Origin of the sequence: Nostoc sp. NOS(2021) (assembly GCF_017115025.1) — a bacterium.
Lineage (GTDB): Bacteria > Cyanobacteriota > Cyanobacteriia > Cyanobacteriales > Nostocaceae > Nostoc.
This window is the reverse complement of sequence record NZ_JABXKM010000116.1, coordinates 15136-37807: the sequence shown is the minus strand read 5'-3', so window position 1 is coordinate 37807 and position 22672 is coordinate 15136. Positions and strand designations below refer to the sequence as shown.

Sequence of the window (22672 nt, the reverse complement as noted above, 5' to 3'; positions counted from 1 at the left end):
CGGCATAGCAACTCTTAGAGACGCACTCGCGTTCGCTTAGAGCGAGTCCGCGTACTCTGTAAGAGTTGCAAGCTACGCTTTTAGCGTCTGGTAGAGAGCGTCTTTTGGATTAAATTTCAATTCTTTAATCCAAAATCTAAAATCTAAAATTCTTACTCCCCATTCCCCTATTTAACAGAGTTGCTCTTATTGCTTTCTGGACTAGGTAAGACAGTCGAGTTCGTAACTTTTTTTAGTCCGATAAAAATGTCGTAGATGTTACTGCGATTGTCGCTGACAGCAGATGTCATCCCAATTGAGCGCGTTGCATCTAGCAAAGTTTGTTGATTGGGAATTAGAGTTGGTAAAGGGAAATTTTTCACAGTTCGTTCCACATCCATGAAAAATTGACCATTTGTCGGATTTGGTTCTGTAGGAACTGTTTGTTGGAAGGGGATCGTGCTAGCTAGTGTGTTGTTGGGTTTGGGAACAATTTTATCAGTGATGGGAGCGCCCACGACTAGAAAAGCGACATCTTCATCTAACCAGCCGTGGGTGGCAGTTAATGTACCATAAGGTGAAACCCAGTTAACAACAGGTTGACCTGCGACTTTTGTCGGTTGGACTTGGAACTGGTATTGATTTCTCATCACGTCATCGAGCTGTTTTAAGGATGTTTCAGCTGATTGGCGATCGCTTGCCTGTACCATAAACACCAAACCCGCACGAAAATCATCTGGTGAACCTGCTTTTGGAGTGCTAGGAATCAATGATAAGGAAAATTCGCCTTTCATCCAACTGAGCAAATCCTTATCTAAATCGAGATTGATCAGAGATTTTACACCACCTCGCACTTGTTCTGGTGCGATCGGTGACAAGGGATTTCCCTGAGATGTTAAAACATAGTCTCCCCAAGACCTCTGTAAGTTACCGCCAGATAGCATCATCAAGGTATCCGCAGGTAGACGGTTTTGCATTTCCCCAGCTTTGTTTTCCACCGCCAGCACACGTTGACTATTAGGGTTTAGCCAAGAAACGCCCTTGAAGCGAATTCCTTCTGGCTCTAAGGTCATTGTCCCCGCTAAACCTTGGTTATTTTGCAGTTGAGCTAAAACTTGAGCAGGTAAAGGGCGGTTTGGAGAAGCTGCGGCTATTTTGGCTGCTGTTGGCACATTGACGTAAAACTGAGCAAAGGGTTGGTAATTGGCAATTTTCAGAAAATTCTCAGCAAAGCCCCCTGTTGCGGCTAGGGATGTTTTATTTTTGTAGGCGTCGATCGCTCGTTCTGTGGCTTTGGGACTATCAGTTATGACTAAAAAACGTCCATCTAGTAATGCTGCTGAGAAGTTTTCCCCTGCTTGTCCCTGATTTTGTTTGATGGCGATCCCTTGATAAGTCCGGTCAATCCATTTACCTTGTTTAAGGGTTTTGGGTTGTGCCAAAATGCTTTTGGCGATTTCTGGGTTTTTCACTGGCAATACCATTACCATCGACTGCTGATCATTGGCAGCATCTTCATTGGTGGTAACTGGTTTGGGTGCAGGTTTACTCGCTGTGTCTGGGGCAAGAAATGCGATTGTAACGTCATTGCCTACCCAAGGGGCGATATCTTTCTGGAAGTCGTAACCATTATTAGTTAGAAAGCGATCGCGCAATTCTACTAAATTTTTGTCCAGTTCTGCTTGGGTTTCTCTTGTGCCAAACTGCCGCAATTGCTGCCACTGCTGGGGATCTGTTGTCAGAGAAACCGCAAACAGGGCATCACCAGGAATAATATTTGCACCTACTAGCAAATCGCTAGAAGATAGTTGTCTCTGGCTTAACAACCAGTATGCTATACTCCCCGCACCAATTAAGAACCCAGCAGCCGAGAGCGTCAACACCAGAGACGGTTTCTTATTTTTCTTCATCCGAACAGACACAACAGGCGGTGCCATTGAAACCTATACCTCATACTTGCAAACTCATTACTTGTTTGATTGGTTAAGTTAACCAAAAAGTTTCTCGTTATCTAGGGCAGTTAACTGCATGAATGTCTCCATCCTAGACATTGATGATATTTCTGTAATCAACCTTCCCTACTGTTTCAAAAGCGGTGTTTTAGTAGTTAGTTATCTTTTTTAACACGCTTTGTTCAATTTCGCCGGATACTTCCTTTGGACGGTTGCCTCTGCGGAAATTCTTCAAGAGTTAAATCCGTCATTTCAAGCACTTTGAGGATATAACTAACTTGGACATTGCTGCAAGTCATCAGCAACTCACACTACCTTGTATTTACATAACTTCCATCTGTTGTATTGACTTTATCTAACCAAGATCAATTCAGTGTCCGGGATTCCGCATGAATTACCAATCTTATAAATCAGATATGTTGCTGAATTAGGATTTTTCGGAATTTGTATCATTTTGATGCCAAACAGTTGTTATTTTTGCTGAGGAGGAACTGCTAATTTTTGATTAAAAAAAAATAATTGAATTTTGAATTGGAGCCTACTTTTTCAAACAAGCACGCTATGTGCAGCGTCTCGTAGATAAGCGGTACTTGGCTGCTGCTGGATAAAAACACTTTTGAATTTTTCAATGCTATTATCCCTCAGCATTAACAGCACTCAGCTGCATAGGCCCCAAATATTTGGTTAAATAAGGCGAAAAAACTTCATAAATTAAAGTCAGTGGCTCTCCATGATGCCAAAACAAGTAGTGGCGGCCCCAAAAAGGCCCAGTTACATCAAAACCCGACTCTAGCGCCGATGAATCACCGTAGTAAATTCCTCGAACATCCCGATACAATTCTGTGCGAAGACGAGCTAAACTCGCCCAAATTGGTAATGAACGATTTTGCAAATACTCATCTACATGACTGGCTTCCCACCATGAAGTAGCATAGGCTAATCGTTGACCAGAAGCGGTACGCAGCCACACTTGTCGGCGTAGTCGCGGCCCTGGAACAGATTGGATTAACTCAGGAGCATCATCCAAGTCCATGCCAATTAATGACATATCAATCACATCTACTTCTACAGGCTCACCTGTAAGCAATTCTAAGTGACGTGTTGGAGAGCCGTCACCCAAAAACATTAGCTGCCAAGCAGGTGCCAGCTGAGTGTGAGGTAAACTTTGTTGAATTATTTCCTCTCCTCCTTGCCAAATCGGAGTGAGGCGATGCCAAGCTGCTGGCAGTGTTGAGTTGTTTGTCGGTGTAAAAGTAATACTCAATGCTTTTTACAAAACTTCACCTATCTCTATAAAAGCATAAAAAACTAGTACTTTGGCAAGGCAACAATCCTTGGTGGGGAGTGGGGAAAGGTTTTTTCGTTTTGTCAAATTTTCTAGGTATGTAGTAGGCACTTCAGTGCTTCAGACAAGGACTAAAGTCCTTACTACAAACTTATTTACCAAGCATTGTTGCCTTGAGGGAGTACTAGAGCTAGGTTCAGTTTTAAGGGTCAATAGTCGAAGGTTTTTTGACCCTTGACTATTGACCCTATGACTAAACAAGCAAAAATGCGGATGGCGAGACTCGAACTCGCAAGGCAAAGCCACACGCACCTCAAGCGTGCGCGTATACCAATTCCGCCACATCCGCATGGTTTCTCTAAAGATAGACTATAGCATAAGAAAATAATTATAGTAAGGTGATATCTAAATTCAGTTGCTCAAAAATATAAATTTTCTCAAGGCGGTATCAGACTGACAGAAATCTAGCAGCTGCACAAGTGATATTAAAAAGGGTAGAGCTACTGTATTCGGCAGGGTGCGATCGCAAAATCCCAGTTTGGTAAGCTAGCCAAGACTTACAGCAGCAATGTTGTTAGTGTAGTAAGACTGTAGAGGCAGCAACCTGCAATCTGAAGTTTGCTTAGAATCAGGGTGGCGAATCTCCTGTGATAATTTGAAATAGTGCGAAAGCGTCGTTTCAAGTTGGATCAGAGAAAATGTCAATCTACTGGTAATGATATCGAAACTAAAAAATGAAGTTTGACAAAATATTAATTGCCAATCGGGGAGAAATCGCCCTTCGCATTCTCCGCGCCTGTGAAGAAATGGGGATTGCGACGGTTGCGGTTCACTCCACCGTTGACCGTAATGCTCTCCACGTCCAACTTGCTGATGAAGCGGTTTGCATTGGCGAACCTGCTAGCAGTAAAAGTTATTTGAATATTCCCAATATTATTGCTGCCGCACTGACGCGCAATGCGACTGCCATTCATCCAGGCTATGGCTTTTTAGCAGAAAATGCCCGGTTTGCGGAAATTTGTGCAGACCATCATATTGCTTTTATCGGCCCAACTCCAGAAGCTATGAGGCGAATGGGGGATAAATCCACTGCCAAAGAAACCATGCAAAAAGCTGGAGTCCCGACGGTACCAGGTAGTGAGGGGTTGGTAGAATCCGAGGAAGAAGGATTAAGATTTGCTAAGGATATCGGCTATCCAGTGATGATCAAAGCCACAGCTGGCGGCGGTGGACGGGGTATGCGCCTAGTTCGTTCTGAAGATGAATTTGTGAAACTTTTCCTGGCGGCGCAAGGCGAAGCAGGAGCAGCTTTTGGGAATTCTGGCGTGTACATAGAAAAATTTATTGAACGTCCTCGCCACATCGAATTTCAAATTTTGGCGGATAACTACGGTAATGTTATCCACTTGGGCGAACGGGATTGCTCAATTCAGCGCCGGAATCAAAAGCTACTGGAAGAAGCACCAAGTCCGGCTCTCGACCAAGACTTGCGTGAGAAAATGGGACAAGCTGCTGTCAAAGCTGCCCAATTCATTAACTACACTGGGGCGGGTACTATCGAGTTTCTCTTGGATAGATCCGGTAAATTCTACTTTATGGAAATGAACACCCGGATTCAAGTAGAACATCCGGTAACAGAGATGATTACTGGGATAGACTTGGTTGCCGAACAAATTCTGATTGCCCAAGGGGAAAGACTTAAACTTACCCAAGAGCAAGTAGTATTACGGGGTCATGCGATCGAATGTCGGATCAACGCTGAAGACCCCGATCATGACTTTCGCCCTTCTCCTGGACGGATTAGCGGCTATCTTCCCCCTGGAGGGCCTGGTGTTCGCATTGATTCCCACGTTTACACAGATTACCAAATCCCGCCTTACTACGATTCCTTGATCGGCAAGTTAATTGTTTGGGCGCCAGACCGACCCACTGCTATTAACCGCATGAAACGCGCACTCCGAGAATGTGCCATCACTGGACTACCCACCACCATCGGGTTTCATCAAAAAATTATGGAAAATCCACAGTTTTTGCAGGGTAATGTCTATACAAATTTTGTGCAGGAAATGAACGGTTAAGGGAGTGGGGAGTGGGGAGTAAGAATTTTAGATTTTAGATTTTGGATTAAAGAATTGAAATTTAATCCAAAAGACGCTCTCTACGAGACCAAGGCGTAGCTTGCTTCTGGGCAGGAGTACGCGGACTCGCTCTAAGCGAAGCTATGCCGAAGGCTTTACGCTCCGCTATCGTCAATCCAAAATCCAAAATTGAATTGCCCCATGCCCCATCCCTAATTCACACGAGATAGCATAGTCAGCAATCCTTGCTGACCTAGCAGGATTTCTCGCAGCAGGCTGAAGATACCAACCCAAATAATAGGTGTAATGTCCACCCCGCCTATAGGTTGCACCAGCTTTCGCAAGGGCACTAAAAATGGTTCAGTGGGCCAAGCTATTAAATTAAAGGGCAAACGATTCAGATCCACTTGCGGATACCAAGTGAGAATGATCCGAAATATAAATAAAAATGTCATCAGCCCTAACACAGGGCCGAGAATCCAAGCAGTCAGATCAACACCAGTCATCGGTTTCAGCTACTATCTATCTGTAAAGAAAGAAAAAACTTAGGCAACGGCAAGCGGTGCTTTGCGACGCCGAATAGCCCGTCGTAGACATCGCCAAGAAATTTTAAGCTTTGTAAAGCACTCTCATGATCATTTTAACCAAATGCTGTCACCCCCTTCTGAAATACAAAAGCAAACACGCTCACGCGGTTAACTCAACAACCGGTGAAAGCAGTTACCAGTTTGGCAGTTCAGACTTAGAGGCTTCTCAAGAAAGTAATACACTATTAAAATTAGGATGAAGTGTGTAAAAAAAGGTTGAGAAGTATGACGCCTTCTTTAGCAAATTTTCTTTGGAGTTTGGCTTGGGGTAGTGCAATTGTTGTGATACCCGTTACAGTTGGTCTTATTTTCATTAGCCAGAAAGATAAAATTCAGCGTTCATAATGCTTATGAGAGTCAATTCGACTCTCACAACCGATTGTCTGTTAGGTATTTATAATTGCACCAAAAGCAGCAGTATTTGCCGCTAGAAGCAGTTTTAGCTGACAGACATAGGTTTTTTTACTTTTTGGTGAACAGCTTCAGAGCTTCTTTGCCAGAGGCTTTGAAGCTTCAATATATCCTGACTAATTAGAGTAGTGATTTTAATTGTGACTCGCTAACATAGATTTGATATTGGGAAAACAGCAATGATAAATTTTGGGCTGAACTCAGCCAGTTTTCTGGCTCAGGTTAATTTTGGGGCAAACTCAGCCAGTATTCTAGGAATTTTCCTGGCTGTGGCTGGGGCAGCACTGTATTTTCTCCGCACTGTGCGTCCAGAATTGTCACGGGATCAAGATATCTTTTTTGCGGCAGTCGGCTTGCTCTGCGGCTTCATTCTCGTTTTTCAAGGATGGCGGCTAGACCCGATTTTACAATTCGGTCAACTGCTTTTAGTCGGCACAACTGTATTTTTTGCAGTTGAAAGTATTCGTCTGCGGAGTATAGCTACCCAGCAAGCAAAGCGCAACACTCCGATTGTGGACGAAGACGAAGACCGAGAGGTAAGCAAAAATTACTCAATGAACCGTAATCGCAAGAGGTATGGAGCTCAGATGGAGGCAGACTTAGATCCACTGCCTTATGAAGACGAGGAAGAACGCCCCTCGCGTCCCCGGATTCAGGGTAGCAGGGATGAGGTTTCAACTCGTGATGACTACTACAGGGAGCAACCCCCCCGTCGTTCAGAACGCCGCAACGGCAGCAGTAGTGAAAGACAGGCTCCAGGGGATAGAACGCGTCAGCGTACTTCTGGGCGTCCGGTGAATCGCCCTTCTGAAAGCTCTGAAGAAGAAAATTGGGGTTCTTCATCTAGGGAAGTTGATGATTGGGAAAGTTCGGGTGGGGAAGTCAGAAAACCTTCTCGTCGCAGTAATAACAGACCCCAGCAACCCGAAAGTCGTGAAGATGATGTTGCTCCCAGACCGAGAAGGCGTCGTCCGCCCACTGACTCGGCTCCTCGAAGACCGCGCGAAGATGATGAGGCGATCCCAACTGATTATGTGCCATACAACCCGATTGAAAAGCCAAATGAGCGGCCCGATAATTCGACCGATTTTGATGACGATGTTTAAAACAGTTGGCGTGGAAGTAGGTTTAGAGGCGACGGAAAACAGTTGAGGTGGAAAAATTTACGCCTACATTTTGGCTCCAAAGACCAATTCATTGGAGCCTGGTTTTTGGTTTAACAAGTTTGCTTGTATCTTGTGGTTCTAATGATATTCTCATAGGGCCTACTTCCCTCAACAGTCGCTACACCGAGGAGCAACCTGCTTTGAGTGGAAATGGGCGCTTTTTAGCGTTTGTATCTAATCGGAATGGTAATCAGCAGCTACTAGTGTACGATTTGGAGAGGCAACTGTTTATTAGTACACCGGGGATAAACCGACAGGAAACAATTGCCGAAAGTCCTAGTTTGAGCTACACCGGGCGTTACATTTCTTATCTTACTAGTGACCAAGGTAGACCTGTGGTGGCGCTTTACGATCGCGCTACGCAACAATCACAAATCGTCACACCAATCTATCGCGGCTGGGTCAGAAAACCAAATATCAGCCCAGATGGACGCTATATTGTCTTTGAAACCGCCACCCGTGGTCAGTGGGATATTGAAGTTCTAGACCGGGGGCCAAATATTGAATTAGATATTCCTAATGGTGCAACTGTGGGTTCACCTCCGTAGAGGAGACAGTTAGGAGTTAGGAGTTAGGAGTTAAGAGTTGTGAGACTATTGACTAATGACTAATGACTAATATATGAAACGTGTTTTTTTTATACCTGTATTTTTCTGCTTAAGTTTACTGACTGGATGTTTTGGCTACCCTCGGATTTTGAGTTATCCCTTTGATCCGGGGGGTCGGAGTCTCAATAGTTTAGCGTCGGAATTAGACCCCCAAATTTCTGGGAGATACATTGTTTTTATTACTGACCGACGGGGTAGCCAAGATGTTTATATGTTTGATACGGTAACTCGTGATTTAGTCGATTTGCCAGGTTTAAACTCCTTTGACGCGATCGCAACTCATCCTAGCGTTTCACAAGATGGGCGTTATATTGTGTTTGCGGCTAGCCGTCAGGGGCGATCGGCTATTTTTCTCTACGACCGGGAAACACGCCAATCACGGAATTTGACTAATAATCTACAAGCGGAAGTCCGCAACCCGACAATTAGCGCTGATGGTAGTAGGATTGCTTTTGAATCTAGTAACAACGGGCAGTGGGATATTTTAGTATATGACCGGAATGGACAGCCGTTGAATATACCTCAAGAGCCGCGTTGAAAAAATGGGGACTGGGGACTGGGGACTGGGAAAGAATTCTTTTAATCCCAATCCCTAATACCCAATCCCTAATACCTAGTCCCCAGTTCCTTTTCTTGTTGCACAGATTCAATGAGCGATCGCACTTGTTCTGTCCCTTCAGAAGCTTCAAATGACAGGGGAAACTTACCTCGGAGGAGCATCCGCAAACCGAGGGGTGCAATACTGAGTAATCCTTTTAAATCCCGAAAATAGTTACCGACAACTTGTAAACCAAATTGACGTTCATCAATCCAACCACCTTCTTTAACTAAATCCACCAATACTTTTCGGTGACGAATTGAGCGACTATCGCTGGCTTGTTTCTGGGTGAGAATTTCTTGTTTAATTTTGGTGATTTGTTCTAATGGTGCAACTTCCATTGGACAAACTGAATCGCAGTACAAACAACGGGTGCAACCCCATACGCCTTTAGTACCTTCGTTGTAGCTTTCTAAGCGATTTTCGGTATCGCGATCGCGGGAGTCTGCTACCATCCGGTAAGCTTTGGCAAGGGCATGGGGGCCTACAAAGTCTGGATTAACTTCACGGGCGTTGCATTCAGAGTAACAAGCACCGCACATAATACAGTTGCCAGTTTGATCGAGGCGCGATCGCTCTTCTGGTGTTTGCAAAAACTCTCTTTCTGGTACTTGTCGTGCTGCCGTACTCACATAAGGAGCAACTGCCTCTAGATTATTCCAGAAACTGCTCATATCTACAACCAAATCTTTAATCACGGGCATATTGCCCAGAGGGGCGATCGTGATTTCGCCAATGGCATTTACTTTACTTGGGGATGATGGTATTTGTTGTAATCTGGCAAGTTCACTGCCAACATTTTCCTTACAAGCTAAAGCCGAACGCCCATTAATTCGCATAGCACAGCTACCACAAATGGTATTGCGGCAATTTTTGCGAAATGCCAAAGTTCCATCTTGCTCCCACTTAATATGATTCAGGCAATCCAGGATTGTATTACCTGGTTCTGCCTCTACAAGGTAGGTTTGCACAACAGGGGAGGAATTTTGTTGCTGTCGAATGACCTTAAAAATAACTTCCATGACCACTAACCAAAATTTTAAAATTGCTTCACCAGCCTCAACAATCATCAGTCAAGGCAGGTAGTTGTGAAAAGTGAGCTATACTTTTTTTGCCCTTAATTCAAACCCTGGTGTTAACAGGCTGACGAGGAAAGAGCGACTGATTCTAACTTAAGGATAACCATTAAAATTTTACTTGTAGCAGCGCTGTCAGCAATATTTGTGTCAAATTCTGAGTTAAAACGCCAAAAATGTAATCGCAGCTTTGCATTGAATTTAGCTGTTTGGGAATATAAAGGAAACGGGGTTTGCTCAGAAAGGCACTTAGGTTTATCTTTAACCTAGCGATCATATCCAAATTAAATGCATATCAGGTTAGCGACACGTCTTGATGTCAACTTGAGTCAAGCAGTCCTGGCTGGAAAATTCCGTCAAGCGGTAGCTTCATCTGAATTTTTTGATTATATAGAAGTGTAAAAGCACATGTTCAATATATAGTAGTGGCAATCAAGCGGTAGGCAGATGTTAAGATATTTATTCTTCCCATAGACAGACGTACAAAATCCTCTGACCGCTTTTAAGCTTACAGTAATAAACCGAGGAAAAATCCTCACCACTTCAAATAAAAGTTCTTGCACCGGGAATCCTTGATACGCGAGACTTTTAGATTTTTGCCTCCTCTCAATCAAGAACATCTTGGATTTAACTCATTGGTCAAAACGACCAGTCTATATTAGATAAATTTTTATAAAAGCCATAGGGCAATACTCACGCTTGCAATCAAGGGTTAGGAAAATCCTCACTGCTTTTTCCAAGCTTTAAGTCTAGAAATTTAAATAAAAATTTACCAGCAACTTTAATTCAAAATTAAACAACTATTTTGCTATTATTAGTCCATGCTAGTATTTAATATAAAATTACGAAGTGACAAAACCAGAATCAATAGCCGTATAAGCGCGGCTACTACTGCTTTGTTGATTCGTAATGTAGAGACACGAAAATTCGCGTCTCTACTGGCAGGACAAAAGGGCATATGCCCGTAGGACTCTATTGAAATACTATGCTGTCCTAAGCTTGAGAGTAGGAGTAGAGAAAACTCTACTTGCTCATTGGCCAGAAGGGCAAGCACTCAAAGTGGAAAACCTGCAATTTTTTGGTTCTACGACTTATTTGTAGTAGAACCAACCCAATTTGTTAAGGTGGCTGAAAGTTACACCGCTACAGTAGCGCCAAAAGAGAAAACAATTTCATTTCTAATGGCGAATAATGGTTAAAAGTGCCGCAAAATCAGCAAAATTAATGTCTGTGGCAACTATGACCTCTAATTTGTTGTGGACAACCATATATAGAAGTGCTTTTGGCTCCTATCAGCAGGAATTCACCCGTTACACTAGAGTCCTAAGTAGCTCTATGCAAATGCTAAAAAGTCAAATGCTGGCATGAGAGTACATCGTTTATCAGTTTGGAGAGAGTAAGGAAAATTTGAGCATAATGACTGAAACTGCAACCGCGCCATTAACCGGAAAAGCACTACTTGCTAAAGTAAAAGAACTTTCCACTTTACCGCGCCGAGAAAGAGCTAAACAGTGCGGCTATTACACTGTTACCAAGAATAACCAGGTTCGTGTCAATCTCACCGATTTTTATGACGCTTTGCTATCGGCTAGAGGAATTCCTCTAAGTCCAGAAGCACCTAAAGATGGTCGTGGTCGTGAACCGACATATCGGGTTAGTGTCCATCAAAATGGTCAGATTGTGATTGGTGCTACATATACCAAAGCAATGGGCTTAAAATCTGGAGATGAGTTTGAAATTAGATTGGGATACAAGCATATTCACCTGATTCAACTCGGTGAAAGCGATAAAAAACTAACCTCACAAGATGTAGACTCCGACGACTCGGACGAAGATTTGGAAGAGGAAGAGTAAATTTGCTGATGGTAGGGATAAGTTTCAGGTGATGATAACTTGTCCTTACTCCGACAGCAAATTAGTAGCTCTATTTAGAAAATTTTGTCCCAGGTAAAAAATACGATTAGACCCCTTGCAGGAGTCACCAATTTTAGTAGAGTCTTGATTAATCAGCAAGAAATCTATAGTGCAAGAAGTCTATCGTGTTTTTTTTGTTTATTTTGATAACTTTCTTTGAGCCTTCGGTCAACGTCCTACTGGCGTTTATGGAAAATGCACCAGCACTAGTTGTAGTGATGGCATTTTTTATTTTCTGGATAGTTTGCTGGTTGCCGATCGCAACAGTATCAGCAATATTGCTCAATTGGCAACCTCCCAAGCCTTTGCAGCCAGAGCAAAAGATGCCGTTATTGTTGTCACTCTACCTATTGGCTCCCCTGATTCTGTGGGGAGTTAATTGGCTGACCAATAAATCTTTTTCGGATTACGGCTTTGTTGGGAATCTTTCAACTCTTGGTTCTTTAGCACTAGGTTTCAGTTTGGGAGTGGTGAGCCTAGCTATTGTATTTAGTGGGCAATTTGGGTTAGGTTGGTGTTGTTTTGAAAAGACGAATTTCAAGTTAGTACTACCCATCTTGCTACCGATTTTCTTGATAGCGTTATTAGTGGGTGGGATAGAAGAGTTAGTTTTTCGCGGTTTCCTGTTCACTGAATTAGCGCAGGATTATCCAATTTGGGTAGCAGCCGCAATTTCTAGCTTGATTTTTGCCTTACTACACTTGGTTTGGGAGCAGCGCGAAACGGCACCCCAACTCCCTGGATTGTGGCTGATGGGAATGGTGCTGGTGTTGGCACGCTTTGCTGCAAGCGGCAATTTGGGTTTAGCCTGGGGATTGCACGCGGGATGGATATGGGCGATCGCTACCATAGATACAGCCGAACTAATTATTTACACTGGTAAAGTCTCTGACTGGTTTACAGGTAAGAATAAAAAACCTCTAGCTGGTTTGGCGGGGATTATTTGTGTATTGGGAACTGGAGTGATTATTTGGCTTTTCTCTAGGTATTTTTAATTTCGCGTTCAGACGGAATATTTGAGAGGCGAGCCTGCTAACGAAGCAATATCTTGCAAAGACGGGGAAGCCATGCACAATTAAGATAGAACTGGAGCAGAAGTCTATGGCATACAGTGATTTTAGTCTCGCTAAAGTAAGAAATGCGTTTGGCTTAACTCTGGAAGAGACACGTAATCTGTTTCTGACTGTAGAGGGTGTCCAGCCATCTGACTTACTGAAGCGGTTGCTAGATGAGAACCTAACTTTAGCAACTGCCATTAATAGCGAAAAAGCTCGTTCTGAGTTCTTAATCGCTCCGATTCTGTCTGAGGTAAGGCGACAGTTAGATTATCAGATCAGCTTATTTTCAGGTACAGAATTCAATGTTGATCCTACTCAAGGACTTTCAGGTTTTTGTGACTTCATCCTCAGTGCATCTGGTGAACAGTATTTTATCAGCGCTCCAGTAGTCACTGTTGTAGAGGCCAAAAATGAGAATATCATCGCCGGATTGGGGCAATGTGCAGCCACAATGATTGCTGCTCACATATTTAATCAAAGAGCAGGTAATGAGATTCCAGTCATCTATGGAGCAGTCACAAGTGGAACCGCTTGGAAATTCTTAACTTTAGAACAGAATACTGTTTGCATTGACTCAATTGAATATTATGTTAATTCTGTCGATAAGATTCTGGGAATTATGTTGCACACCTTTAAGAGTTCCTTGTCTAAAACCCTAGTTTAGAGAAATGGTAAGTAGATAGGCAAATTAACAATTCAAAATTCAAAATTCAAAATTCAAAAATAAAGTCAACTTAAGGTTAAAGGGGCGGTTATTAACCACGCCTACACGAGGCTTAACCCACCTTTCCTTGCGGAACGCTACGCGAACGTGGGTTAAGAATCCTTGATTTTGTATTAGTCCACGGAGGTGGACTTTGTTTGTGTAGCCGCGAATTCTATTCGCCCTGGCTCTAAGTTGACACCAATGGCAGGATGCCCACCCCACAAGAGATGATTAATTTTTGTGGGGTCGGTGTCTCGCCCGCTAGAGATTCGTTACCTAATCTCTAATACTTAACCCCCAAAACCAGGGATTAAACGCTTAAGGGCGCGACTGGCAACGTCGCCATAGCGCAGTTCTCCGCACAGAATCTTACCCATGATTTGGGCACCAGAGGGGCGCTTAACACCAACTTTGTAGCCAATGCCTGGAAAGCGATAGAATGCTCCAGCTAATTTTTGCGCCCAAGCCATCTCAGTACCCCATTCTTCATTAATGGCTTCAGTATATTTTTCTAAAGCATTGGTATCACCGGAAAGTGCCTGATTAATGGCTCCTGCTGCAATCAAACCGCTAAAAATTGCCGGACGAATGCCTTCTGCTGTCATGGGATCGACTACACAAGCAGCTTCCCCAGCCAAAACTGCATTTTGAGTATGCAACTTTTGGTTGCCATCCCACAAGCAAAGGGGATAACCATACTGCTTACTAGTTTTGATATCTACATTAAACGATCGCGCATACTCATCTAAAATCTTCTTAAAATCTTGAGGTTCGCCGCCGATAAACGTACCGACACCAATGGAATAACCATCAGCTTTTGGGAAATTCCAAATGTAGCCATTTTTCACCAAGCCAAACTCGAAATGAATTGTCGATTTGTCCTTGACAGTTGCGAGAACTTCTGCTTCCAAAGCTGCTGCTAAACGGCGTTTACGTTCTTTGAATCCTAACCATTTTGCCATTGGGCCTTTAGCCCCATCAGCCGCGATTAAGTAACGACCTGTAACTGAGCCATTGGCTGTGTTAACTTGCCAATAGTCGCTTTGAAACTCAATACCCGTAGCTTCAGTATGATCTCGTAGTTCAGCCCCTTGCTTCTGTGCTTGCTGCACTAGGAAATGGTCAAAAATATCTCGTCGCACCATCCAGATTGGTTCTTTTGTGGCGATTTTTGCTTCCACCGGGTCGCCCAATTTCCAGGTAAAGCGAACGGATTCGGCTTTCCCCGAAACCCCTGGGAAAAAATCAAAGTAAAACCATTGAGCGATCGCTGGAGATACCCCACCGCCACAAGGTTTATATCTTGGCAGGGATTCTTTTTCTAACACTAATACTGAGCGACCTTGCTTGGCTAAATGATATGCAGCTGTTCCACCAGCTGGCCCAGCGCCGACGATGATGCAGTCATACATATGGCTGAATTTTTGCTCCTGAATTAGTTTATTTTCTATTGAGTAGGGGCAATTCATGTAGCTTTAGCTTCCCGCAGGGTATTGCCCCTACTTGATCAATTTTTGTTAGATGCCTAATAAATGATAAAGGCTGAAGAATTTATCCATCATCCTTCAGCCTTTATACTTCAGACTTTAGACTTTAAACAGTCGTGATGTCTTTTTCTTTTTCTGCCAGCAATTCGTCTATTCTGGCGGTGTATTTGTTTGTCAGTTTTTGCAGTTTGTCTTGCTGATCCCGTGCTTCATCTTCAGGAATTTCAGCATTTTTTTCCTGTTTGCGAATGGCGTCTATGGCATCGCGGCGGATGTTGCGAATAGCAACACGACCCTCTTCAGCATACTTAGATGCCATTTTGACGAATTCTTTACGGCGATCGCTTGTTAGGGGCGGAATATTCAGCCGAATTACGGAACCGTCATTGCTGGGGGTTAAACCGACATCAGATAAAGAAATCGCTTTTTCGACTATATTTAAACTGCTGCGATCGTAGGGTTGAATTAAGATTGTCGTGGCATCCGGCGTACTAATGTTTGCCAGTGATTTTAGGGAAGTGGGCGAACCGTAATAGTCCACCAATACCTTATCTAATAGACTCGCATTGGCGCGACCAGTGCGAATCGTGTTAAAAGCTCGTTGAGTTGACTCAACGGTTTTTTGCATCGTACTCTCAGCTTCAGCTAATTTCACAAGAACCTCCCACAACGGTGCCGATGGATTCTCCCATGACTGCTCGGTGGATGTTACCTCGCACCGTTAGGTCAAATACCAGAATTGGGATATTATTTTCTTTACACAAGGCGATCGCAGTACTATCCATCACCCGCAAATCTTTGGCTAAAACGTGTGCGTAGGTGAGGCTATTGTAACGCTTGGCGTCAGGATAAATATGAGGATCAGCATCATAAACTCCGTCTACTTTGGTGGCTTTAAAAATCACCTCGGCATCAATTTCTGCGGCTCTTAATGCCGCAGTGGTGTCTGTAGTGAAGAAGGGATTTCCAGAACCAGCACCAAAAATTACCACCCGTCCTTTTTCAAGATGACGGATGGCACGACGACGGATATACGGTTCCGCTAATTCTTGCATAGCGATCGCAGTTTGCACCCGCGTCTGTACCCCTATACGTTCTAGCGAATCTTGCAGCGTCATGGCGTTCATTACCGTGGCAATCATCCCTATGTAGTCAGCGGTTGCCCTGTCCATCCCCGCCGACGCCGCTTTGACGCCACGAAAAATATTGCCGCCGCCAACAACGATGGCCATTTGAACGCCAGTGGCGATCACCTCTGCTACCTCTTGTGCTATTCCTTTGACCACTTCGGGATCAATGCCATAGCCCATGTTGCCCATTAAGGCTTCACCGCTCAGTTTGAGTAAAACCCGTCGGTAATTCGTTCCCATGAAGTTACGCTTTATCAAAAAAGTTGCAATTGCCTCCAATTTAAGATAGCAGTTACAGGGACTATCTATGTCTAGTTACGCCAAATCAATGTAGTACCTATTGCTTCTGTTTGTGGTATATCTATTTCTTGACCTTGAAGCAGAGAAGCGATCGCAGTTCTCAAATAATCCTCTCCCACCAATGATGGGTTTTGGGGATGATCGTCAATTTTACCTTTGTAGCGTACTATACCATTAGTATCTATGAGAAAGGCCGTTGGTGTTTTTGTCGCCCCAAAACTGCGGGTAACATCTTGTGTCGAGTCCCACAGGTAAGGGAAATTCAAGTCGTGACTCCGGGCAAAAGCTTTCATATTTTCAAAGCTTGACCTAGTGTTGCGATCGCCATTACTAACATTCACGCCAATTAGTGTAAAGCCTTCTGGGGCAAATTCGGCTTGAATGTTTTTTAACCTGCCTAGATACGAGTCTACATAAGGACAGTGGTTACACATGGAAATGACACCGACTGCTCGGAATTTCTCAAGATAACGCCTCAGATGGTGTACTTGAGCATCAATTCCTGGCAGTTCAAAATCTGGTGCGTAACTCCCAACAGGAGTATCAATTGTTTCTACTAGATTCATGTTTTCTGGCTCGCAGAACTAAGAACAAGAAAAATATTGTTAAATTCAGCGTCAGTTTCCAGTTGCAAACCACCCCTTAGCCGATGCCTCATATTCGACAATCTTATAGACTTTCATTGGCTGTCGTAAATTGTGAAACTACTGAATCTAGAACTGATGCTAATTCCCTCACATCTAAAAATAGCAAAAATATTACTCACATTACAAAAGTTATGGTTTCTAATACTGACACAATCTAAGTTATGAGTAAATTCCCTCTCTCAACAAGATGAAAACTCTCTATACTGGATAAAACTATTAGCTTGATGCTAGCGTTATCAGGCTAGAAGCTTTCATGGTGTATGTCTAAGCTATCACTAGAGCAAAGGATTTACTTTGAAAATCTGATAAATTTTATTCCAATTCAAAACAATTTTACTTGCGGCTTCCTGCCAGGGCTATTTCATTCTCATCTAGTCCGCCTCATAATGAATTCACCAGTCTAATAGCACTCATTCGTCTTTAGACGACTAAGAAAAGGTTATAGTCCGTTTTAACGGACTTTAGCTATGAGCCGCTGAACTTCAGTTCTGGGCGGTTTCTGTCTAGAACGAAATAGCCCTGGCTTCCTGCTGACAGGTTTTTACCCTTGTTTTCATCAAATTTCCCATGACAACCTCAAATTCAAAAACAGCACTTAACTCTACAAAAACCTGGATTTGGCAAGATTTCCCGATCTGCTATCAAACCCAAGGAACCACTGGGCCTGCTGTTGTTCTGGTGCATGGATTTGGCGCTTCTTGGTGGCATTGGCAGAAAAATATTCCCGTATTAGCGGAAAATTGCCGTGTTTATGCGATCGATTTGATTGGTTTTGGCGCTTCCGCAAAACCTCAACCTGGTGAAAAAATTACCTATACACTAGAAACCTGGGGACAGCAAGTAGCAGATTTTTGCCGCGAAGTTGTCGGTGAGCCAGCTTTTTTAGTCGGAAATTCTATTGGCTGTATTGTAGCCATGCAAGCAGCAGTAAGCAACCCAGATATTGCCTTGGGAGTTGCTTTGCTTAACTGTTCTTTACGGCTGTTGCACGATCGCAAACGGGTAACTTTACCTTGGAGTCGTCGTTTCGGAGCGCCTCTACTGCAACGCCTGTTGTCTATTAAACCAGTTGGTGATTTCTTTTTCAATCAACTGGCCAAACCGAAAACGGTGCGGAAAATTCTGTTACAAGCTTATGCGAATCCTGAGATGGTGACAGATGAGTTGGTAGATATTCTGACTTCACCAGCAAGTGATCCGGGGGCTGGGGCTGTGTTTCTGGCTTTTACTTCTTATTCTACAGGGCCACTACCAGAAGACCTTTTGCCACAGTTAGCCTGTCCGGCGATTATCTTGTGGGGAACGGCTGATCCGTGGGAACCAATTAAATTAGGGAGAGAATTAGCTAACTTTCCGCAGGTAGAAAAGTTTATTCCTTTAGAGGGAGTGGGGCATTGTCCGCAGGATGAAGCGCCGGAGTTAGTCAATCCGATTTTACTCGATTGGATTTTGGAGCGATCGCGGTAATAGACTCGAAGCAAGCTCTTAAGACACAAGGTATATATTCTCCTCCGTCTGAACCATCTGCTTCTCTTTTGGCAGAAGTAAACCCTGTAACTTATTCACAGTATTTATTAGAAAGGAATGTCCTCCCCATTAACCTTGTCCGGGGAGGAAGCAGGATAAATTACATCAGTAAAACCGGGGATAAACTTTCCGTCCGGTCGAATAACATCCCAGAACTCACAGGGTTCTTCTCCAGAACCGCTCAACTTGGCATCTCGAAGATTAACTCTGATGAAACGAGTACAAGTCAACTCGCATATTCTGGTATTAATTCCTCCCAAATCACAGTCCAAAAACCAGGCACACTCGAAAAAACAAGACTCGATGTTGGCATTCCTCAAGTTACAGTAACAAAATTCAGCGCCAATCAAATTACAACTTCTCAACTTGATGCTGCTCAAGTTGACGTAGCGAAATCGAGCCTCCCTCAAGTCGATATATTGCAGTTCAACCCCACTCAGGTTAATGTACTCCAAAATGATGCCCTGAAAATCCTTCTCCCCAGCAGCATATCTTCTCAAGAACTCCTCAGCATCCATATTATTAACCAACGATGAATTTTTGGCACTATCTCTTGTTTGCTCAATTAGGAATAGTGCTGTAACTGTGTCCAAAAACTTTTAACTACTTCTCCCTATCTTCATCTAGTGCTTTTTGGATAGCTTGGCGACAAAACTCAGGAGGATCGTCTTTAGCCTTTACCTCTTCCTTCATTTCCTTGGTGACACGGAAGTTTAATTGTTCGGTTAATTCTTTGCTTGGTTGGTTTCCAAAATTTTCAGGTTTACCCTTAGCTTTAGCCATTTATGTAGAAACGTAAATATAGCTTTAAGTCGACGTTAACAACGAGTTACACTTTTTAATCGGTGAGTACTTGCCTGGAAAACTTGTAACTCACCGATACCACTTTTACAAATGGGTAACTCTATTTTATGTTCACAAGGTCAGAACTCGAAATCAAAACCACTGCTGAGTTGAGAGATTTATGTAGGCGTTACGGATTGAAGCCTACTGGGAATGGAGGGTATAAGACTAGTTGGATTGTTACCTTGATGGCATTCCCACAGATAGCGATCGCGCAACTAAGGCAAGGAAGAGGGTTGAAGTCACCAGGTTTTAGCGTTATTCAATTCCTTGAAGGGGTGATAGATGAGATGAACTCACCCACTGATGAGCAAGCAGCGCTGATTAAGCTAACAATGGAGGGCAAGGCTATGAGCTACCCTGACCGATACGACCAAGAGAGCCTGCTGAACTTGCATAGAGCTAAGATACACCTTGAAATGGCGATCGGGCTGCTAAACCAGTAAATCAGTTTACGACCCTAACGCACCTAGTCCTCAGCATCCTAAGCCTGGGGATTTTTTTATGTTTATTTCTCTACGTCAAAGTTGTGGGACAACTTTAGAGATAGCCTCGTAACGTTTGATGATTTCTTCGCGTAAAGCATTCAGTCTAATAATTTCAAGGTAGTCAAAATCATCCATGCCTTACCTTCCACATCCATCCAATTATTTTTGAATTTTGAATTGTTTAACTATTGACTTCTTCATCGTGTTCAACCACCTCAGATTTATCTGTCAACGGCTTGACTACCCGCGCGATCGCTTCTTGAATAAAAGCCTTGATAAATTCATCTCTGCGATTAATTTGAAACTGTCGCTGCACAACTTCCGTCATCCCACCATCACCCCAATCTTGGTCATGACGAAAATATTCAATGAAACTCTTACCAGCAATTCGCGTTAAATAAGCTGCTGTCACGCCTTGAATTGCTCTACCAATAATAAATGTAGCCACATTGAGCTGTAAAGCTGTAGATAATAATTGAATCGCTCCCTTGACAATGCCTAAACTGGCGATCGTTTTTGCTAAAGAAAGGGCTAACTCTCGTCCCCGTTCCATATTCAATTCACAGCCGTACACTCTGCCAATTTCCACAACCATTTGAGCATTAACAGCAGCTGTCGCCAATAAATCTACAACTGGAATAGGCGTGACTGATACTACACCAGCACCAATCCATTGAAACCGTTCTACGATTTTGTCAGCTTGACGGCGACGCTGGCCATCGATGAGTTTTCGCGCCTCGTCTCCCAATCGCAGAGATTGCAAAAGAATGTTATCCGCTACCAAATCTTCGCCCTCAGCCCGTAAAACAGCAGCTGTGCGCCGCAACAAAGGAACAATATCCGGTTCCGGCTGGAAAGTTTCGCCAGTTTCTAGTTGTGCAGATTGGGGATTAGCAGCGATCGCCACCACATCACTAGTAGCAATAAATCCCCGTACCCGTTGACGCAATCTAGCGAGGATGGCTTCTTTATCTTCATCTGTATATAAATCAGTTTTGTTAAGCACCAAAAGCGATCGCTTACCAATTTCTGCCAACCCCCGCAGTGGCTCATATTCTGAGCGTCGTAAATCATTATCCACCACAAACAACAGTAAATCTGCTTCTGTTGCCAGTTCTCGCGCCATTTGTTCCCGTTCCGTTCCCGCCACCCCTGCTTCTAAAATCCCCGGCGTATCCGTAATTAAAATCTTGCGTTCTAATCCCTTCAATCGTAGACAATAGGTTTCTCCAACCTGGGTTGTACCCATCGGTGCATCCACCTGACCGACCATGCGTCCCATAATCGCATTAACTAGGGAAGTTTTGCCAGCACTTCCCGTACCAAATACCACTACTTGAATTTCACCCCGCGCTAGGTTTGCTTCAATCTCTCGCGATCGACTTAATAAAGCTTGGCGTGCTACTTCATCTTGAATTTGCCCTACCTGTTGCCGCACAGCCTGTAGAGTTGTAGAAGCAGCGTCAGATTTGCCAGCCGGAATTTGCGCCGCAGTCACTCGCTTCGGGTTGCGGCGCGATCGCTTTTCCGCAGATTGAATTACCAATACATAATACACAAAAGCGGCAACCAAGGCTCCGATCAGGACAATCAGCAGCAACAACAGCAAATTGCCTAGCAACGGCGAATAGGACAATTGCCAATAGAGGCGCGATAGGGAATCAATTAGCCATAGGGCTAGCCCCAAAATGACGATCAGACCAACAATCAGCGTTACTATGCGTGACAGAGGCATGGTTGGGAAAGATTAGTGGGTTATTTAGTAGGCAGATGCTTTTAATCTTAATAGTTTCAGTATTTTTTATCAGAGTGGTAGGAAGGAGCTTTTGAGCTTCTGAGGGTCAACATTAAGCCTTTGAGTCCATCATAATTAGAAAACTAGGAGCGATCGCGCCCAGTAATAACCGGAAAAGCGATCGCCTTGTAATACCATTGACAAAAATCTTTGCAATACATGAGTTGGCTGTAGTCAACTTAGAGCCAGAGCGAATTCCATTCGCCTAGCGATGCCTGCGGCGGGCTACGCCTACGCATATCAGATTGTGGTAGAAAAACGTCAGGGTAAAATTACTTGTCAATCTGAGTTAAATTGAGGTACAGAGTTTGCGTTGGCTCTGCCCACCGTAGGTATCGCTTTACCGATTTCTCACCCTTGAGCTAGTAGCTTTTAAAATTTTATTTGTTCATTATGAAGCTCGCGTGTTCTAATCTTTGAGTAGACTTACGAAAGTCCACCTACAGAAAAGAGTTCAAGCCAGTTTTGGTAAGCTTTTTGAGAACAAAGGGAAAAACAAACTTATGGGACTTTTCGAGCAAATTCTTGGTGCCGTCACTAATCCTAATCAACAGGGCAGCTTAGGTCAACTAGGAAGTATTGTTAACACTGTACAGCAGTTGAGCGATCGCACTGGCACAGACCCGTCTACCATCCAATCAGTTTTGTCAATTGTGGGTGGTCAAGTGCGTTCTGCTTTACAAGACAAGCAAGCCACAGATGGTAATGAAGCCGCACAAACTCTAGTGAATCAATATGCTGGGACTTCACCTAACCCCGAAGCCGTCGATTCGCTGTTTTCTCCTGAGATACAACAGCAGGTAGCTGAAGTTGCTGCCCAGCGCACTGGGTTGGATGCTGGTATAGTTCAACAATTGCTGCCTTTAGCAGTACCTTTGGTACTGAATTTTTTGCAATCAGGTGCAAATGCTCAGAATCCTCAAGCTGGCGGGAATCCTGTACTGAATTCTTTCTTGGATGCTGACGGCGATGGTGATATCGATATCGCTGATGCCATCCAAATGGCTAGTCGGTATCTGAGACAGTAATACTTTTCC

The 22672-nt window shown here is 43.7% G+C and carries 23 protein-coding genes and 1 tRNA gene; 11 read left to right on the top strand and 13 right to left on the bottom strand.

Annotated elements, in window-relative coordinates; genetic code table 11:
- Positions 1 to 167 precede the first annotated feature (167 nt).
- From HWQ41_RS14805 to HWQ41_RS14795, 3 genes are all read right to left on the bottom strand, one after another.
- A complete protein-coding gene (locus HWQ41_RS14805) occupies positions 168 to 1916 on the bottom strand; it encodes a DUF3352 domain-containing protein (protein WP_292763895.1) in 1749 nt (582 codons plus the stop codon).
- A gap of 649 nt (positions 1917 to 2565) precedes the next feature.
- A complete protein-coding gene (locus tag HWQ41_RS14800; protein WP_292763892.1) occupies positions 2566 to 3195 on the bottom strand; it encodes a chorismate lyase in 630 nt (209 codons plus the stop codon).
- 289 nt (positions 3196 to 3484) lie between these two features.
- Positions 3485 to 3565 (bottom strand) — tRNA-Leu (locus tag HWQ41_RS14795).
- A gap of 385 nt (positions 3566 to 3950) precedes the next feature.
- On the opposite strand from HWQ41_RS14795, the gene accC reads away from it, so the two are divergent.
- Positions 3951 to 5294, top strand: a complete 1344-nt coding sequence (accC, locus tag HWQ41_RS14790) for an acetyl-CoA carboxylase biotin carboxylase subunit (protein ID WP_292763890.1) — start codon at positions 3951 to 3953, stop codon at positions 5292 to 5294.
- A gap of 212 nt (positions 5295 to 5506) precedes the next feature.
- Here accC and HWQ41_RS14785 read toward each other — a convergent pair whose 3' ends face one another.
- On the bottom strand, positions 5507 to 5800 hold the full coding sequence (locus tag HWQ41_RS14785; RefSeq protein ID WP_229462437.1) for a YggT family protein: 294 nt from the start codon (positions 5798 to 5800) through the stop codon (positions 5507 to 5509).
- Positions 5801 to 6106: 306 nt separating this feature from the next.
- Between HWQ41_RS14785 and HWQ41_RS14780 the strand changes: the two genes are divergently transcribed.
- From HWQ41_RS14780 to HWQ41_RS14765, 4 genes are all read left to right on the top strand, one after another.
- A complete protein-coding gene (locus HWQ41_RS14780; RefSeq protein WP_292763886.1) occupies positions 6107 to 6226 on the top strand; it encodes a photosystem II reaction center X protein in 120 nt (39 codons plus the stop codon).
- A 245-nt stretch (positions 6227 to 6471) separates the two neighbouring features.
- Complete coding sequence (locus tag HWQ41_RS14775; RefSeq protein WP_292763884.1) at positions 6472 to 7398, top strand: Ycf66 family protein; 927 nt, start codon at positions 6472 to 6474, stop codon at positions 7396 to 7398.
- Between the two features lie 47 nt (positions 7399 to 7445).
- Positions 7446 to 8006, top strand: a complete 561-nt coding sequence (locus HWQ41_RS14770; RefSeq protein WP_292763882.1) for a hypothetical protein — start codon at positions 7446 to 7448, stop codon at positions 8004 to 8006.
- A gap of 73 nt (positions 8007 to 8079) precedes the next feature.
- Positions 8080 to 8604: a Tol biopolymer transporter periplasmic protein gene (locus HWQ41_RS14765; protein WP_292763880.1), complete on the top strand. Its 525-nt coding sequence runs from the start codon at positions 8080 to 8082 to the stop codon at positions 8602 to 8604.
- 68 nt (positions 8605 to 8672) lie between these two features.
- Here the strand turns inward: HWQ41_RS14765 and HWQ41_RS14760 are convergent, their stop codons facing one another.
- Positions 8673 to 9686, bottom strand: a complete 1014-nt coding sequence (locus HWQ41_RS14760) for a succinate dehydrogenase/fumarate reductase iron-sulfur subunit (protein ID WP_292763907.1) — start codon at positions 9684 to 9686, stop codon at positions 8673 to 8675.
- 1470 nt (positions 9687 to 11156) lie between these two features.
- Here HWQ41_RS14760 and HWQ41_RS14755 point away from each other — a divergent pair.
- The 3 genes from HWQ41_RS14755 (at position 11157) to HWQ41_RS14745 (ending at position 13376) form a co-directional block, all read left to right on the top strand.
- The gene (locus tag HWQ41_RS14755) at positions 11157 to 11594 is read left to right on the top strand and encodes an AbrB family transcriptional regulator (protein ID WP_292763878.1); all 438 of its coding nucleotides are present in this window, start codon (positions 11157 to 11159) and stop codon (positions 11592 to 11594) included.
- A gap of 185 nt (positions 11595 to 11779) precedes the next feature.
- On the top strand, positions 11780 to 12649 hold the full coding sequence (locus HWQ41_RS14750; protein ID WP_292763875.1) for a type II CAAX endopeptidase family protein: 870 nt from the start codon (positions 11780 to 11782) through the stop codon (positions 12647 to 12649).
- Between the two features lie 106 nt (positions 12650 to 12755).
- Positions 12756 to 13376, top strand: a complete 621-nt coding sequence (locus HWQ41_RS14745; protein WP_292763873.1) for a hypothetical protein — start codon at positions 12756 to 12758, stop codon at positions 13374 to 13376.
- 332 nt (positions 13377 to 13708) lie between these two features.
- On the opposite strand, the gene HWQ41_RS14740 is transcribed toward HWQ41_RS14745, so the two are convergent.
- The 4 genes from HWQ41_RS14740 to HWQ41_RS14725 all read right to left on the bottom strand — a co-directional run bounded on the left by HWQ41_RS14740 (position 13709) and on the right by HWQ41_RS14725 (position 16901).
- On the bottom strand, positions 13709 to 14830 hold the full coding sequence (locus HWQ41_RS14740; RefSeq protein WP_292763904.1) for a geranylgeranyl reductase family protein: 1122 nt from the start codon (positions 14828 to 14830) through the stop codon (positions 13709 to 13711).
- Positions 14831 to 15011: 181 nt separating this feature from the next.
- Complete coding sequence (frr, locus tag HWQ41_RS14735; protein ID WP_292763871.1) at positions 15012 to 15560, bottom strand: ribosome recycling factor; 549 nt, start codon at positions 15558 to 15560, stop codon at positions 15012 to 15014.
- Positions 15547 to 16275, bottom strand: coding sequence for a UMP kinase (gene pyrH / locus HWQ41_RS14730; protein ID WP_292763869.1), 729 nt, complete (start codon positions 16273 to 16275; stop codon positions 15547 to 15549). The genes frr and pyrH overlap by 14 nt, the downstream gene beginning before the upstream one ends.
- A gap of 71 nt (positions 16276 to 16346) precedes the next feature.
- A complete protein-coding gene (locus HWQ41_RS14725) occupies positions 16347 to 16901 on the bottom strand; it encodes a thioredoxin family protein (RefSeq protein WP_292763867.1) in 555 nt (184 codons plus the stop codon).
- 648 nt (positions 16902 to 17549) lie between these two features.
- Here HWQ41_RS14725 and HWQ41_RS14720 point away from each other — a divergent pair.
- The gene (locus HWQ41_RS14720) at positions 17550 to 18449 is read left to right on the top strand and encodes an alpha/beta fold hydrolase (protein ID WP_292763866.1); all 900 of its coding nucleotides are present in this window, start codon (positions 17550 to 17552) and stop codon (positions 18447 to 18449) included.
- A 107-nt stretch (positions 18450 to 18556) separates the two neighbouring features.
- Here the strand turns inward: HWQ41_RS14720 and HWQ41_RS14715 are convergent, their stop codons facing one another.
- Both HWQ41_RS14715 and HWQ41_RS14710 read right to left on the bottom strand, forming a co-directional pair.
- Entirely contained in the window at positions 18557 to 19027 is a 471-nt protein-coding gene (locus tag HWQ41_RS14715) for a pentapeptide repeat-containing protein (RefSeq protein WP_292763901.1), read from the bottom strand.
- An 85-nt stretch (positions 19028 to 19112) separates the two neighbouring features.
- A complete protein-coding gene (locus HWQ41_RS14710) occupies positions 19113 to 19292 on the bottom strand; it encodes a hypothetical protein (RefSeq protein ID WP_292763864.1) in 180 nt (59 codons plus the stop codon).
- Between the two features lie 128 nt (positions 19293 to 19420).
- On the opposite strand from HWQ41_RS14710, the gene HWQ41_RS14705 reads away from it, so the two are divergent.
- Positions 19421 to 19798 (top strand): hypothetical protein, encoded by a 378-nt coding sequence (locus HWQ41_RS14705; RefSeq protein ID WP_292763862.1) that lies wholly within the window; start codon positions 19421 to 19423, stop codon positions 19796 to 19798.
- Positions 19799 to 20021: 223 nt separating this feature from the next.
- Here HWQ41_RS14705 and HWQ41_RS14700 read toward each other — a convergent pair whose 3' ends face one another.
- Together HWQ41_RS14700 and HWQ41_RS14695 are read right to left on the bottom strand one after the other, a co-directional pair.
- Positions 20022 to 21575 carry a YcjF family protein gene (locus HWQ41_RS14700; protein WP_292763860.1) on the bottom strand — a complete coding sequence of 518 codons (1554 nt, stop codon included), beginning with the start codon at positions 21573 to 21575 and terminating at the stop codon, positions 20022 to 20024.
- 112 nt (positions 21576 to 21687) lie between these two features.
- Complete coding sequence (locus tag HWQ41_RS14695; RefSeq protein WP_292763858.1) at positions 21688 to 21813, bottom strand: hypothetical protein; 126 nt, start codon at positions 21811 to 21813, stop codon at positions 21688 to 21690.
- 325 nt (positions 21814 to 22138) lie between these two features.
- Between HWQ41_RS14695 and HWQ41_RS14690 the strand changes: the two genes are divergently transcribed.
- Positions 22139 to 22663 (top strand): DUF937 domain-containing protein, encoded by a 525-nt coding sequence (locus HWQ41_RS14690; protein WP_292763856.1) that lies wholly within the window; start codon positions 22139 to 22141, stop codon positions 22661 to 22663.
- Positions 22664 to 22672: the final 9 nt, after the last annotated feature.